The organism is Flavobacterium phragmitis, assembly GCF_900112575.1.
Taxonomy (GTDB): domain Bacteria; phylum Bacteroidota; class Bacteroidia; order Flavobacteriales; family Flavobacteriaceae; genus Flavobacterium; species Flavobacterium phragmitis.
The window spans coordinates 38,847-52,874 of record NZ_FOMH01000016.1 but is presented as its reverse complement, the minus strand read 5'-3'; the positions used below and the strand labels follow the sequence as shown (position 1 = coordinate 52,874).

At 36.9% G+C, this 14,028-nt stretch carries 6 protein-coding genes; all 6 read right to left on the bottom strand.

The features are described 5' to 3' along the window. Positions 1-241 precede the first annotated feature (241 nt). The 6 genes from BM289_RS22980 to BM289_RS22955 all read right to left on the bottom strand — a co-directional run bounded on the left by BM289_RS22980 (position 242) and on the right by BM289_RS22955 (position 14,017). Positions 242-2,680, bottom strand: a complete 2,439-nt coding sequence (locus BM289_RS22980) for a DUF4982 domain-containing protein (protein WP_091498202.1) — start codon at positions 2,678-2,680, stop codon at positions 242-244. A gap of 143 nt (positions 2,681-2,823) precedes the next feature. After that, positions 2,824-4,413 carry a family 43 glycosylhydrolase gene (locus BM289_RS22975; protein ID WP_091498201.1) on the bottom strand — a complete coding sequence of 530 codons (1,590 nt, stop codon included), beginning with the start codon at positions 4,411-4,413 and terminating at the stop codon, positions 2,824-2,826. A 16-nt stretch (positions 4,414-4,429) separates the two neighbouring features. After that, the gene (locus BM289_RS22970; RefSeq protein WP_091498198.1) at positions 4,430-5,800 is read right to left on the bottom strand and encodes a glycoside hydrolase family 28 protein; all 1,371 of its coding nucleotides are present in this window, start codon (positions 5,798-5,800) and stop codon (positions 4,430-4,432) included. Between the two features lie 250 nt (positions 5,801-6,050). Beyond that, positions 6,051-7,907 (bottom strand): rhamnogalacturonan lyase, encoded by a 1,857-nt coding sequence (locus tag BM289_RS22965; RefSeq protein WP_091498195.1) that lies wholly within the window; start codon positions 7,905-7,907, stop codon positions 6,051-6,053. Between the two features lie 165 nt (positions 7,908-8,072). Beyond that, entirely contained in the window at positions 8,073-10,196 is a 2,124-nt protein-coding gene (locus tag BM289_RS22960) for a hypothetical protein (RefSeq protein ID WP_091498194.1), read from the bottom strand. Between the two features lie 203 nt (positions 10,197-10,399). Then, on the bottom strand, positions 10,400-14,017 hold the full coding sequence (locus tag BM289_RS22955; protein WP_091498191.1) for a DUF4450 domain-containing protein: 3,618 nt from the start codon (positions 14,015-14,017) through the stop codon (positions 10,400-10,402). Between the last annotated feature and the right edge of the window lie 11 nt (positions 14,018-14,028).

The window sequence follows — 14,028 nt, the reverse complement described above, 5'->3', positions numbered from 1 at the left end:
AAAGAGATAATAATACTTTTAAATTATCAACCAATTACTATAAAATAAAAGTCATTTTTGGATTATTTAGGCATAATCAAAAGATATACGGCAGAGTTAAACCCTACTAAATATCTCCTAAAAGCAAAAAAGCGAGTCTAAAACATTAACTAGTAACATTTTAGACTCTCTTTTTATTTTGTATTTCTTTTGGTTAGTGTTTTCTTAAGTACTTCATTACTATTAACTCTTTAATACTAAGTTATTTAAGTGATTTAATACTAATTTTTGCCTTTTCAAGATTATCACCTTTAACTTCAAGCTGTATACTACCACTTTGTTTAGTTGACTTTACCAACACCACCAATTTCCCACTAAAAAGCTTCATTTTATTATCATGAAATATTTCCAACGATGTCGCATCTCCATTACACGCTGCTCTATAAGTTCCAGCTCCAGTTACTTTAAATTCCAGTTCGTTGACTGCCGTTGGACATGGAATTCCATTTTTATCTACCACCGAAACCGTTACAAAAGAAATATCATCTCCGTCGGCTTTGATTGTTTTACGATCTGCTTCTAGCACAATTCTATAAGGATCTCCAGCAGTTTTAATTTCATTTTCTGCGGCTATTTTCCCATTTGAATCAAATGCCACGACTTTTACGGTTCCAGGTTCATATTTTACATCATTCCACATCAATCTGTAACGGTTCTGTGGCGTTGAATTGTTTTTCTTCTGAATACCCATGCTTTTTCCATTAACAAAAAGCTCGGCGCTGTCATAATTGGTGTAAACAAAAACTGGAGTAATTTCTCCTTCTCTTCCTTTCCAGTTCCAATGTGGGAGTATATGAAGCGTTTTCTCTTTTGTATTCCATCTGCTTCTGTAAAGATAAAAACGGTCTTTAGGAAGTCCTGCCAAATCTGAAATCCCGAAATAAGAACTTCTTGACGGCCATTTTTCATCATACGGCGTTGGTTCTCCTAAATAGTCAAAACCAGTCCAAACAAATTCTCCAATAACCCAAGGTTTGTCATCCTGAAGCACAAAATCTTCATCAGGAACATTCGACCAGCTGCAAGCTTCTAAATCGTAAGAAGAGCTTTGAAAATCATCATATTCTTTATTCTTTGTCTGTACAACAGGAAACTTGTAAATTCCTCTTGAACTCACTGTCGAAGCCGTTTCTGAACCTAATATAAGTCCTTGTGGAAATGTTTTATATGCTTCTTCATAAAGATGCACTCTATAATTTAATCCCGGAATATCGAGCAAAGCTCCAAAGCCAGATTCCATAGTGGCTTTTACCTGATCCATACCAACGGTCACAGGTCTTGTAGGATCTTCACGGTGAAAAATGTCCTGCAACCATCTGGCACGTTTTACCCCCTCAGCACCCCATTGATCCGGAACCTCATTTCCTGAACTCCACATTACAATACAAGGATGATTTCTTGTCGCTCTCACTAAATTTACAACGTCTTTTTCAGCATATTCTTGAAAAAAGCGATGATATCCGTTTTGTACTTTTGGCTTTGCCCACTCATCAAAACTTTCTGCCAGAAACATGAATCCCATTTCGTCTGCCAGTTCCAACTGTTCAAACGAAGGCATATTATGAGAACTTCTAATCGCGTTGCATCCCATATCTTTTAGAATCGTAAGCTGTCTTCTAAGCGCTGCTTTATTTACAGCAGCACCAAGAGGCCCTAAATCATGATGAAGACAAACTCCTTTAAATTTCGTCACTTTACCACTAAGGCTGAATCCTTTATTAGCTTCGTATTTAATAAAACGGATACCGAATTTTATATTTTGTTCATCTTTTAAAGTTCCATCTGCTGCATATAATTTGGTTGTCGCTGTGTATAAGTAAGGCGTCTCAGGACTCCACAAATGAGGTTTTGCGACCTCTATTGTTTGATGGATTGTTTGATTTTTGGTTTCTCCGCCTTTTTGTGTGGCTACAACATTATTAGCAGCATCTTTTATTTCAGTAATCATTGACATATCACTGCCATGAACTTCTGATTTAATATCAACAACAGCATTATCCCCTTTCATTTCCGGAGTCGTAATAAAAGTTCCCCACTGAACAAAATTTTCCTCTTCTTTTATTACAACACTAACATTTCTGTACAGTCCGGCCCCGGGATACCATCTTGACGAAAAAGGCAAATTAGTCAACTTAACAGCCAATAGATTTTCTGAACCTGCTTTAAGATCATTCGTAATATCAATATAAAAATAGCTGTAACCATAACCCCATTCTCCTATTTTTTTTCCGTTTAAGTAAACTTGCGGTTCGCTCATAGCACCTTCAAAAATAAGAAGTGCTTTTTTTCCTTTTTTAAACTCAGGAATAGAGAAAGTATTACGGTACCAGCCCGTTCCGATATGTGGTAATGATCCAGTACGACCCGTTTTTTCTGTTGGAATTTTTTCTCCGTTTTGTTCAATTGCCGAAACCTGTTTGTCCCATTCTTTGTCAAAAGGTCCATAAATAGCCCAATCATGAGGCACGCTGACTTTTTCCCATTTAGAAGTATTGAAATCTACAGAAAAAGCGTCTTCTTTTACCTCCTTGGAAAAGCGCCAGTTGTCTTTTAAAATAATTGTGGTGGATTGTGACATCATTTTTCCAGATGAAAAAATCAGTACAAATGAGAATAATATTGATTTTAAAACTAATTTCATTTTTATTACTGTTCTTTAACCATTAAAACTTAGGATTATCAGGAATTTTATTTACTGAAAGTAAATTTAACTGTTTATTTATTTTGTGAAAGTATCCAATACAAAATAGCGATTTCTTTAAGAAACCAAATATTATAGTAAAATTACATACTTACAAATATCAAATCATCCACATAACAAAAAGCTCCAGCTTTTCCATCAGCCAAAAAACCAATCTCCACCTTTCCTCCTTTTACAACAATATTTGAAATAGTAATGGTTTTCCACGCTGTATTTTGTTCTTTAATGACATATGAAAATCTCTTGTTACCGCTGATAACATACATTTCTAAATTCTTAAAATCGGCGCCGTTTTTTATTTTGGCAGAAAGTGTATAAACACCGTCTTTCAGTTTTACAAATGGCGAATAAGCGATAGTTTGAAAAACCTTTCTTTTAAAATCTATTTTATCACTGATTTCGAGACTTTTTTCTCCGATTACCGTTTTACGCTCCTCTTCGGTATTAAAATGATTTAAAACTGGTGAGATTGAATCCAACGAAATCTTATTGCCTTGAATCACTTCAGAAAACCAGCCCGTCAACTGAATCTGAACAGGTTTTACGGGACTCGGAATATGTCTGCGGTCGGCTTCAAAACTGGCGTTTTTAATGTAGTTATTGTCTTTTGCTACTTCCCATTTTCCTGTTTTTTCCTCCAAATTCCATGAATTCAGCGAATTAAAATATGGTGTACTGCCTTCAAACGAAATTGGGCACCATTGGTTATACCCCAATCCATTTCCCGCAAAATTGGCCCAGCGGTCTCCGCAATAAACAATAGTTTCTTGTTTGCTTCCTTTTACAGAAAAGAAAAATCCAGTTTGCGAGATGTGCGCAAAATCGTCTTCCGTGCCTTTCATTACCTGCATATCATTTACAGGAAGATAAGGCCCGCGAATATCGTCTGCTACCAAATAATAAGCAAAAGAGGCATCCCAGCCATAAATATTGGACGCAAACATATAATACTTATTCTTGTACTTAAACATACAGTTTCCTTCACGGCTTTCGCCTTTAAAAACTTCTGTACAATCCAAAAGATTTATTTTTTCTTCTTTTATACCAATTTCAGAAACATAAATTTTATTACGTCCTCTTCCGTAAGAATAAATTAAATAGGATTTTCCTGTATCTTCATCTGTAAAAACAGTCTGGTCGCCAGTGTTGCTCGTTCCAATCATTTTTTCCATATTGATTTTCTGATGCCACTCAAACTGACCTGTCGGCGAATCCGAAAGTGTAATCAATACTTCTGAGTCGTGCTGTACGAACATTACATATTTTTTCCATTCTTTGATGTAAGCAACTCCCAAACGTCCAACCCATGTTTTACCGTTTTTATTTACTTTTTCTTTGGTCAAAACATCGGCTTCAAAAGTCCAGTTAACCAAATCTGTAGAGCTGTAACAGGTTACCGATTTAAAAGTTGATGTTGGCAGTGTAACCGCAGGATTATTGCGGTAAACATCTGCTTCTTCATACTGCACCCCATACCAATAATATTTCTGAATACCGCTTATAGGGTCTGTAAATTTAAAAATACCGCCACCCTGACTGTAAATGGGTTTTCCGTCTTTGGTCTTCCAAAAAGAATCATTTTTAATATTCAATAACTGCGCTTCAACAACAGAACCGTTAAAACAGCATATAAAAACTAAAAGTATTTTGAACAGAAGGGCATTGATATTCATCTTTCTAAAATTTAAATCAGTTTTGAGCACTAAAGTTTTTCACATTTTCATGAATGGATTTTTCTCCCTGAACATTTTGAGCTGTTACATTTTTAAGAAAAACATTTTCGACCGGAAGTTCTTTCTGCGCCAAAATTCTAGAGATAAATTTGACGTTTGTAGCTTTTACATTTTCAAGATACACATTCTGAATCGGCGTAAGTCTTCTTTCTATCGTTGGAACTAAATTTCGCCATTGGTACAAAACATCGGTTTCAATTCCGAGGATTCCCTCGTCGATTTTTCCTGAAGTTATATTGGTCATGTGAACGTTCTTTACATAACCGCCTCTTCGTTCATTGGTTTTAATAAATAAAAGATGATTGAGTTTTGCTCCATCTACAACGGTGCAATTATCAATAAAAACATTTTCGATACCGCCCGAAAGTTCACTTCCAATAGCCACCAATTGATGTCCGTTTTTGACAATGCAATTTCGCATTACAATATTTTTTGAAGGCGTGTTCAATCTCCAGGCATCCTGATTACTTCCGGATTTAATAGCAATCGCATCGTCTCCTTGGTCAAAAACACAATTTTCTATCAAAACATTCTGACTCATTTCGGGATCTACACCATCGTTATTATGCCCGTGAGCATAAACATTCAAATTTCGAAGCACCACATCTTTAGACAAAAAAGGATGAATCGTCCAAAACGGACTGTTGGTAATTGTCACACCTTCCATCAGAATATTTTCACATCTGTTAAACTGAATAAACTGCGGACGAAAATTAGCCGTATCGTTTACCATTTGTCTTTCTTTCATGGGCTTATTGTATGAAGCTAGATAATACAACATTTTCAAGCTTTCCATATGTGCTTTAGGTCTTGCAAACCATTGTTTCCAAACGTCCATTTTGGCCTTTAGTTCACCTTCGCCTGTAATCGCTATATTTTTACATTGATACGCATAAATCAAAGGCGAATAATTATAACATTCATAACCTTCCCAAGTCGAACGTACCGCTGGCAGGTAATCTTTTGGGTTTTCTGAAAAAAGCAAAACCGCGCCTTTTTTCAAATGCAGGTTTACATTACTTTTAAAATGGATTTTCTTCGTTAACCATTCTCCTTCTGGAATAACCACAATTCCGCCACCCGATTTGCTGGCCTTAGCAATAGCTTTACTGATTGCCTCAGAAGTTTTATTCAAATCTCCTGCTACAGCACCAAAATCTGTAATCGAAAATTCTTTACAGTTGCTGAAATCAGGAATTTTTATCGCTGGCATTTCAAAGGGTGCTTTTACATCCACTTCTTTTAAGGTTACGCCTGAATCATTTTTCTTGAACGATACAAAAACAAACGAAATCACTAAAGCCGTACAAAATATTATTTTTTTCATGATTGGATTTATTTTAATCTTATGAACACCCTGTTGGGTGAAATTACTTTTTTCACTTCTATTAAATCAGCTTAGATATAAATGAGCTTTAATCTGTATGAATCTGCGTGAAAAATTTATAAGCAAAAGTATTTCACGCAGATTTTAAAGGATTTCAGCAGATTAAATTAGATTTTTAATTTTGAATGAAGCTATTTTATTCTATTTCACCCAAAGGGTTATGAGCATTCTTTCTGAATTAACTTTTAAACTATTTCTTTGCTGACACTAACACAATATTTGGCTTTGGAGCAGGTTCCATGTCTGCTCCCATATAAAAGCTGGTATGCGGAGGCTGATTGTAGCCAACATTCTGCCACGCAATGCTCAATCTGTACTGAGGATCGTGCATGAGCGTATATTGTCTGATTTGGGTCGGAATAGTGGTAGAATAAATTCGAAGCTCTTTATTGTCTTCCGACCTCAAAATTAATTCCTCACGCCAGTCGCCTAAAATATCTGCTGAAAGTGCCGGTGTCGATTTTGTACCATTATTAGAAACCGCACCATTGGCAGTAAACAAACGGCCTTTTTCATATTTATCGATATAATTCGAATTGAGAATTTCACGTGATGCATCTCCATCCCAATAAATTAAGAAATTAACCGAACTTGGTGCTTTCCCAACGACATTGCCTTTCATATCATACAAATTTGGAGAACCTGACCACCAGAATTGTGCGCCTTTTCGGGCGGGATCGATATTATCTGCAACACCTCTTCCAACATCTTCATTTAGAGAATCCGTAAATAAAACTTTTCCATCTGCAGCGGCAAAAATAGTAACCCCAGGCCCTTTTGTACCATTTTCAATTTCATGAATTCCAAAAACTTCTAGACCTGGACGATCAGGATCCAAATCTGAAACATGAATAGCATCCCCATGTCTGAAACCTGTTGTATACAACCCTTTTCCGTTGTCATCAACACACATCGAACCATAAATAATTTCATCTTTTCCGTCATTATCCACATCCGTAACCGTAAGATTATGATTTCCCATTCCCGAATAGGGATTTTCAGAATCTTTACTATCAAAAACCCATCTTGAAGTTAGTTTTTGATCTTTAAAATCCCAAGCAGCCAAAACTGTCCTTCCATAATATCCACGACACATTACAACGCTTGGATGAATGCCGTCGAGATAAGCAACACAAGCCAAAAAACGATCCATACGGTTTCCTTTAGTATCATTTCCACCGCTTCCGCCATGTCCTCCCCAACCTGCCAAATCACCTCTTTCGGGAATATAATCGACTGTTGTAATTAGTTTTCCTGTTTTTCCGTTAAAGACAGAAAGGTATTCAGGGCCTTTCAAAATTTTCCCGAAAGTTGGCGAATTCGGATCTCTGTCGACCCAGTCTTTGGATGCATCTCCTACCACATTATTCTGACTGTCTCTCGTACCGTCTGCTGTTTTACAAACAAACTCCGAAATTCCGTCGCCATCCAAATCATATACCATAAACTGAGTGTAATGTGCGCCTTCGCGAATGTTCTTTCCTAAATTGATTTCCCACAAAAATTTACCTTCCAAAGTATAGGCTTGAAAAATAGGCGCATCGGTAATTCCTGTATGAGAATTGTCATGACCTTTTCCAGTCATGTGCACCACAAGATCATACTTTCCGTCGCCATCCAAATCACCAACCGAAAGGTCATTTGCTGTATAACCTTCAATTGGTTTCAATGTAATCAACAAATAATCTTTATCTGGACTTGAAGCCGGAATCGTAAAACTTCCTTTTGCATCAGATTCTTTTCCTTTTAAAACCGTTTTTACAAACCAAGTATTTTCTTCTTGAGCATTCGCTTTGGTATCTAAAAAGTTTGTTGCGCCAAAAATTGGTTTGTCATTTAGTTTCACTGCTTTTTTAGTACCGCTTTTACGATATAAATTAAAAGCTAGATTGTCCAGATCAGTTCCTAAAACACGCCAGCTTATAAAAAAATGCCCTTTATCTTTAATGGCAATAAGACCACGGTCTAGGTCTTCCATCTGTCTTTGCGCAAAAACATTTAGACCTAAAAAAAGCATTATTATTACAAGGTATTTACTGTTTTTCATATTGTATTTATAGATATGAGTTTGTTGTTTTTAATCTCGCAAAGTCGCGAAGACACAAAAAAAATTAAAAGCTAAACTTAGCGACTCTGCGCCTTTGCGAGATTATCTATTTTTTCAACTTTAAAAAAAAATTAGCATCTCAGAACCTTAGCAACTTAGAATCTTTCAAAAAAACTTCTTAAATCCTTCGCTTTTTACTTTCCATGTTCCATCTTTCGGGAAACCCGGGTTTTCTTCATTCGTTCCGTCCCAGCCTGCGCACATCATAGCTACTGCTGTCAACAATCCGCCATTTCCTGGAAGATAAAGCGTTAAGCGTTCTGCTTGATAATTATGTCCATTTTTTAAATAGGTATTCGTTGTCACATTCATAAACAAAGCATCAATAGCTTTTTCCGGCATTTGCAGGCGAGCGGCAGACATAGCCGTCATCGGAAAATCCCAGCCCCAGGTTTTATCCCATGACCAAGTATTCCAAACCAAATCGAAAGTATTTTTCATGATTTTCTTATCCAACAAAGAAGTTTCTGGAAGCATTCCGAAAGTCCCTAAAACGGAAGGATGGTCGGTTTTAAATTCTGGATTGGTATACGAATCTGTTGCACTTTCTGTCGCCAGATAAACCTGATCTGAAATTGGCAATGGAGATAATTTAGCTAAAACTTTTTCCCATTTTTCTGGTACTTTTTGGTTTAATTTTTTCTTCCATGCAATAGCCGTTTTCAAAGCCCAGTTCCAATACGCTAGCTCATAAGTCGGGTTAAACGTTTCCATTGCCTTGAAACGTTCCTGCGCAGGAATAACACCTGGCCCTAAAACGTAACGGTCTTTTTTAGCATCATAATTAGCAAACGAAGCCATAAAATCTGCGGATGCAAAAACTCTTTCGCTGTATAAATCTAAAGTTGCTTTTTCGGGTTTATTACGATACAGCAATTCGGCATAGGTAATAAAATGCGGTTGCTGCCAAATCAGAAACGAACCTACAGATGACGGACTTTCATTTCCGTCTGGGTCAGTCATTTTCTGCCATCTTGCTCCTTCAAAACCTTGTCTTTTGGCAATATTTTTTGCTTTATCAAAAACTTTCTGATACCACGGAAGGCTTTTTTCTAATAAATCTGCTCTGTTCCAAAGTGCAAAATGAACACCGTGCCACCAATGCATTTCCAAATGCGGTTTTCCGTACCAGCTGTTATAAGTTAATCCTGTTTCTTGCGGAGGCACTTTTCCCGTACATTGTACTTTGGTCAAATACTGCGACAAAATTACTCTGCGTTCCAATTCGTTGGCACGAGGATCTGTGCTTCCCGAAAAATCAACTGCTGCACCGCTTTTCCAAAATTGTTCCCAGCCTTTGCTGCTGCTATTTTCGATAACCAAAAAAGAAGAATTTGAAACTGGTTTTTCCGCTAAAGCGAAAAGACAGCTTAATTCTAATATATCTGTATTTGAGGGTTCTAAAACAAAATAATGTTCCCCTGTTTTCTTAATCTGCGCATTTCCTTTCCAGCTTAAACCCACATTATACGAAATGCTGTCCATAATATGTTTTACAACAGCCTGCGTTTTCGATTTTTCAAATAAAGTACTTTTATAATTCTGTTTTCCTTCCCATTTTGTGCCCATATCAGCCCAATCTCCTGTCGGAAACGGAATTCGCAAACTGATTTTCAGTCGTTTTTCTTTCAATAAAGCAGACTTAACTTTTACACCTATTTCATCTTTATCTTGATGCGAAGCGGTGTAAACGGTTACTGGAGTTCCTTCCACTTCAAAATAACTTTCAATTTCGCCCGTCCATAAATTCAATTTCTGAGAAATCGCCTTAAGGTCGTTTGGTTGCACAAAACTTCCATCTTTTTTAGTGATTTCAAAGCCTAAATTTCCCAATTGCAATAAATGTGGATTCTGCCTGAACCAGTTTACCGCCTCAACTCTTCTCGCTGGTTCCTTAATTTGAACAGTATATGAAATGTCTCTTCCATACTGTTTGTAATCTCTTAAAGTCTCTGAAAATTTATAGCCGTTTACATTTTTATAACTGTCCCAACCCCATTCTGACTGTGTTCCTAACGGAATTCCGTTTTGATACGTTTTTGGAAAAGTCTGAAGTCCTGTTGCATCCACCGTAAAGGCAAAAGCGCCATTCCCGATTGTTAAAGAAGCCAGCGTATCGATTGCCGTAATTTGAACATTATGTCGTGTTACCAAGGCTTTTCGGTCTATTTTTTGAGCAAAAAGCGATGCCGAAAATAGGATGGCAATAATTGAAAATTGTTTTTTCATTGGGTTAGTTTTTTGGTTTCTAATTGAAATGAAATTTTAACCGCAAAGCACGCAAGTTTTTTTACTAAACATTACGTTTTAAAACGCAAAGTTCGCAAAGCTTTATCTACACAAAGCTTTGCGAACTTTGCGTTTTTTTTAGAATTCCAAAAGCAAAAAAAACTTGCGTGCTTTGCGGTTAAATCTCAAGCTGTTTCATATTATTATCTAATTAAAGTCAAACTCATCAAACCAATCACCACATCATTAGCAATGGTTTTCAAAGTCAAACTTTTTAATGTTTTATTTTTATCCAATGGCAAATCCAGAATCGTTCCCGCACCGCCTTCGACTCCATAATTGGTAAGTCCTTTTATAGCTTTAAAATCTTTAAAATCTCTCGAAATTTCTCCTGATTTCAGATAGACTCTCGGCGGTTTTGGAGCATCGGTGGTAAATGCTAATCCGTCAATAAAATAATCCTGCTCGATCGGCCACCAGTTTTCCGGATTTTTAAGTGCTAAAACTTCAGAAGTTCCGTCTGTGTAATTTACTGTGATTTCGCCATTTGTCATTCGGCTCTGCATTGGATTTGTAGTTCCCGCGACCATAAAATAAACATGCGAGGCTTTTCCAGATAACGGAATCGAAACACTTTCCGGATAATTATCCCACATAGAAGTGAAAACAATATTTTTTTGGTCTGCTTCAGAAGGCGTTTTAAATACAATTCCTTCGGGAGAAGTAATTTGTTCCTTGTTTTTAGCTTTTTCACGAAGGCCACTATCGTCAATTTTTACTTCCAAATTGGGATAACACCAATTGCCAATTCCCTGTTTCGGAAGCTGTAATGTCGTCGTTTTTGGTCTAGGCGAAAGATATTCATTGGTAAAAACATCGGTAACTTTAGCATTAAAATAGGACGAAAGAGCAATTGATTCCTGTTTATGGGAAGTCGAAAACGGAATATCCCAATTGATTATCTTCATATTTTGAATGGATGAATCGCCACTCTTAATCTCAAATTCGTTGGTTCCCGGTATTAAATCCTGAACTGGAATTTGAACTGTTTTCTTTTCTAATACATTAAAATTAATTGGCTGGCTTACTTTTTTATTCGTATTCAAAACCAGAGAACCTTGAATCTTTTTTACGGTATTGTTTTTAATAGAAACTTCTAAAGTATTTCCTTCCGCAAGTTTGGCTGTCACTTCTAATTTTGGTTTAAAATTAACTTCAACAGGATGCCACCAAGACAATTCACCTTGTTTCAGTTTTATAAAAAATATGCGGTTTCCTTCTCCGTTAACCTTTGCATGAAGTTCATTTTGTGTTTTCGAAATAGCACTTAAAACCGACTGCGGGTCGTAAACCGAAAGAATTTCAGCTTTAAGAGTCATCATATGTAAATCTTGTCCGCTAGTATAAAATGGTGTCTGTTTTTTTGTTTCCAAAGGAAAACCTTTCCAATTTACAACCACATTATAAACAGCGTTGTAAGGCAGTTCAATACCGATTTTTGGTTTTCCGATGCTTTCCGAAATTGCTTTGTAGGAAGCAATTTTTCCGTTTATCATAACACTTTCGATTCTATCATAAGGCGCTTCCAAAAGCAGTTTTAAATTCATTTTGGACGGAAAACGATTTTCGATTTTGTAACTGTCTTTTTTATTTTCCCTTCTAAAAGAAAATGAAATATCCGGAATTTCGATTGAAGCCTCATTCCACTGAGAAGGAAAACCTGGACTGATAGTCAAAGTTTCTGCTAAAGCATCGGGCTGAATTCCGTAAAGCCCTTCAACCAAAGTCCTTGAAGCCATTCCGATTGGGTCGGCAAAATCACGATACAGTTCGCCACGCATCGCATCCTGGTACAAAAGCTGTTCAAAAGCACCTGGCGACGCTCCTAAATACATACTTTCTATCAAAGCGCTTTCCCATAAATGATACGCTTTTTCCGCTTGTCCGCCCTGCCAGAAAGCCAAAGCGGTATGCAATTGTTCCGCCAATGCCACATTATTGACCGACCAAGTGTAAGGTTGCCAGTTTGTGGTGCTTATTGTGAATAAACCGCTTTTATCTAATCCTTCTGCTTCAATTGGTATACGCGGAATCTGTTTATCTACATAATTTAACATCTGAAAACTCTCAAACGGAGTAACCATTTCTGAATCAATAACATGATAAATACTCCATACTCCGGGAGTTTCGTGTACTAATCTATTTCCTAAAGCGTCTTTGTATTCTGCAAAAATTCCTTTTTTGGGAAGCCATAAATTCTGATTGGAAGCTTTTAAGATTTTGTCCGCTTCTTTTGTAAAAGGCAATGCATCTTCCTGTATTTTTTTGGCTGTAGATGCCAGCGTTTTATTAGCATAATAATTATAAGCCGAAGAATGAATTACACCGCCACCGCTGTACTGAAGCGCATCGCTTGCCCAAATTGAGGCATAAGCATCATATAGACCATCACGGTCTGAATCGAAATTTCGTTTTTCCCAGTCAATATGTCTTTGAAGCACAGGCCACATTTCCTTCATAAAATCGGTATCTCCAGTCCATTTAAAATGACGCAACATTTGGTCGATAAAAACCAAATTCATATCATAATGATGGGCAACAGTATTTTTGTTTGGATTTCTGCTGATGTAGCCACTGCTGAACATGGATGTTCCCATTTCTTCTTTCTGTCTTGCGAGATTTTTTTCAGCATCGAACACTACAGGGCCATTTTCTGGACTTGTAACTTGTGAGTTGCTGTAACTCTTAAAATGAGATTTAGCACGGTCATGCCAACCTAACGGGTCAGCTGTGTACGCTCCTCGCCATGCATTGAGATACATTCGCCATGCAACTGCGCCATGAAGATAAGCAGGGCTTTCCCAAATTCCGTCAGAAGCAATTGAAAGAGCAGCTCCTAACGTATTGATATAAGGGTCTGGTGTAACTACTTTTACTCTATTGGCTAAAACTGCTGTTTGCTGAACAGCTTCTTCATAAAGTGATGCAATATTTTCTTGTGAAATATCTTGTATTTTTTCAGAAGTCAGAAGCCAATACTTTTCGTTTTGAAGGCTGTTTACTTTTCCCGTAACAACCATAAGCGATTGCGATTCGGAATTATACAATTCTAAAGGCGAATTCTGCTTTTCGGCATTGGCTAAACGGACCGTAGAATCAGGAAAATATCCTCTTAAACTCTTGTTGTTTCCCGTTTTTTCTTTATTACTTTCTAAACCATATTCTAATACAAAAGACTGTTTTTCTAAAGTATATTTATTGTTCACGCAATATTCGGGTTTCAGATAAAAAACCGATTCAGGGTCGGCTCCTATATCTCCGTCACGACTGAACTTTTTCCCTGTCGCACCACCGTAAACCCAAACAAGACTGCAATCTTTTGGTACATTGCTACCTGATACTTTAATAATAAAACCTTCTTTTTCTTTTAAAGCTACAACATCAACAATCAGTTTGGCGCTTCCCAAAAGGGCATCTTGAATTTCGTAATGCATGGTTCCCAAAACATAATTGGTTTGAATTTTTGATGCTTCACTAATCCATCTGCTGCTCTTACCACTTATTAAACCCAATTTAAAATTACCTCCCATTCCTGGCATATACAGCGCAAATTCTGGCAAATCTCCCGCCTCTGCTCTAAAACCTGTATTGGAACCATAAAGTGCTCTATTAAATTTTCTGGTACCGTTTTTTAATACAAAACTATTTCCCTCAGGTGCGTAATGAATCTTGCGCACTGTTTTCTCCTGTCCGATTATTACTAAGGAATTGAAGAAAAAAATGGTAGTAAATACGGCAATACGGCAAGTTTTAGCTTTCATAGAATGTCGAA